Origin of the sequence: Streptomyces populi (assembly GCF_002911015.1) — a bacterium.
In the GTDB taxonomy this organism is placed as follows: domain Bacteria; phylum Actinomycetota; class Actinomycetes; order Streptomycetales; family Streptomycetaceae; genus Streptomyces; species Streptomyces populi.
Genome location: NZ_KZ627077.1, coordinates 1 through 2,388 on the forward strand (window position 1 = coordinate 1; position 2,388 = coordinate 2,388).

The following is a 2,388-nucleotide window of genomic DNA, read 5'->3' on the forward strand; positions in this document are numbered from 1 at the left end:
CCCGTCGGTGCCGCGGCGCCGGCCGCGGCCTCGGCCATGGCGGACACGTCGCGGACCGTCCGCAACGGAGTCGCCCCGTCGCGGGGCGACGGCCCCGTGCCGGTCATCTCGCCCCTGGTGCGGCGGCTCGCCCGGGAGCACGGCGTGGACCTGCGGGAGCTGGAGGGCTCCGGCCCCGAGGGGCTCATCCTGCGGGCCGACGTCGAGTACGCGCTGCGCGCGGCGGCGACCGGCGGGCTCCGGCCGTCCGGCACCGCGGCGCCGCAGCACGCTCCGGCCGCCGGATCCGGTGCGCCCGCCGGGGCGCCCTCGTACGGCGGCGTGCCCGACCAGGTGACCTCGTACGCGGACGTCGCCTCGGTCGTGCCCGGTGCGGCCGGTGTCTCCCGGGGCCCGGCCCCGGGGGGCGTCCGTGTCCCCCTCCGGGGCGTGCGCGGTGCCGTCGCCGACAAGCTCTCGCGCAGCCGGCGCGAGATCCCCGACGCGACCTGCTGGGTGGACGCCGACGCCACCGAGCTCATGCAGGCACGCAGGGCGATGAACGCGGCCGGGGGGCCGAAGATCTCCCTGCTGGCCCTGCTGGCCCGGATCTGCACCGCGGCGCTGGCCCGTTTCCCCGAGCTCAACTCGACGGTCGACATGGACGCCCGTGAGATCGTCCGGCTCGACCAGGTGCACCTGGGCTTCGCGGCCCAGACCGAGCGCGGGCTCGTCGTCCCCGTGGTGCGGGACGCGCACGTCCGGGACGCGGAGGGCCTGAGCGCCGAGTTCGGCAGGCTGACCGAGGCGGCCCGGACCGGGACGCTGACGCCCGCGGACCTGACGGGCGGCACCTTCACGCTGAACAACTACGGCGTGTTCGGTGTCGACGGCTCCACGCCGATCATCAACCACCCCGAGGCGGCCATGCTCGGTGTGGGCCGGATCATCCCCAAGCCGTGGGTCCACCAGGGCGAGTTGGCGGTGCGCCAGGTCGTCCAGCTCTCGCTCTCCTTCGACCACCGGGTCTGCGACGGCGGTACGGCGGGCGGTTTCCTGCGGTACGTGGCGGACTGCGTGGAGCAGCCGGCGGTGCTGCTGCGGACCCTGTAGGACGCGGGGACCGGTCGTCCCGGTCCCCATGCCGTGCCCCGGGGGTGGCGCCGATCTGCCCGGCGCCCATACTCGGGGCATGACCGCGTACGAGCCCGAGGGCGCGACCGGGCGACCGGACAGCCGTGATCCGAGGGGCACCTCCGGCGCCGGCGCCGGGTGTGCCGACGCCGGGTACGACGCCGTCGTGCTCGCGGGCGGTGCCGCCCGGCGGCTCGGCGGCGAGGACAAGCCCGGTGTGCGGGTGGGTGGCCGGAAGCTGCTGGACCGGGTGCTGGCCGCGTGTGCCGACGCCACCCGCACGGTGGTCGTGGCCGACCCCAGGAGCACGGCGCGCCCCGTGGAGTGGGCCCGCGAGGACCCGCCGGGCGGGGGTCCGCTCGCCGCGCTGGAGGCCGGGCTGCGGCACACCGCGGCGCCGTACGTCCTCGTGCTGTCGGCCGACCTGCCGTTCCTGGAGGAGAAGACGGTCCGGCGCCTGCTCGACACCCTTCGGAGCGGAGGCGGCGCACACGGGATCCCGCCTGCCCCCGAAGCACTCCACCAGACCCCCGACGAACCGGCCGCCCACGACGACGGACGAGCCACCGGCTCCGGCGGACGGGGCGCCCGCCCCGACGGAGTCCTCCTCACCGACTCCGGTGGGCGGGATCAGCCCCTCGTGGCCGTCTACCGCGCGGACGCGCTGCGCCGCGAGCTGGCCGTGCTCGCCGCGGCGCACGGGGGTCTCGCCGGGCTGCCGCTGCGGCGGCTCGTCGCCGCCCTCGACCTCACCCGTATCACCGACCCCGTCGCGTCCTTCGACTGCGACACCTGGGACGACATCGCCGCCGCTCGGACACGCATCAGGGAGCATGGGCACGTGCTGGATGAATGGATTTCCGCAGTCAAGGACGAGCTGGGCATCGATCTGGACGTCGACACGGGCGTTCTGCTCGACCTGGCCCGCGACGCCGCGCACGGGGTCGCCAGGCCGGCCGCGCCGCTGACCACGTTCCTCGTCGGATACGCGGCCGCGCGGGCCGGCGGAGGGCCGGAGGCGGTCGCCGAAGCCGCCCGCAAGGCCGCCGCGCTCGCGCTCCGCTGGGCCGAGGAGGACGCCTCCGACGCCCGGCCGGACGCCGCGCCGCCCGCCGCCGGGCCGGACGCCGGATGACCGCCGCCCGCTCCACCCGGGACAGCCAGGACGCCGACGACTTCGACGTCGAGGAGGCGCTCGCCCTGGTCAAGGGCACCGGCCCCCGCGCGCCCGGCGAGCCCGGCCGGGCGGAGCGTGCAGCCCCGGGCCCCCAGGGA

At 77.1% G+C, this 2,388-nt stretch carries 2 protein-coding genes; both read left to right on the top strand.

Translation table 11 applies throughout. From position 1 onward, the window contains the following. Positions 1-1,092 (top strand): dihydrolipoamide acetyltransferase family protein (locus CW362_RS42675; RefSeq protein ID WP_162684453.1); only part of this gene is annotated, 1,092 nt, incomplete at its 5' end. A 79-nt stretch (positions 1,093-1,171) separates the two neighbouring features. Further along, positions 1,172-2,248, top strand: a complete 1,077-nt coding sequence (locus CW362_RS42680; RefSeq protein WP_103554939.1) for an NTP transferase domain-containing protein — start codon at positions 1,172-1,174, stop codon at positions 2,246-2,248. The last annotated feature ends 140 nt before the right edge of the window (positions 2,249-2,388 follow it).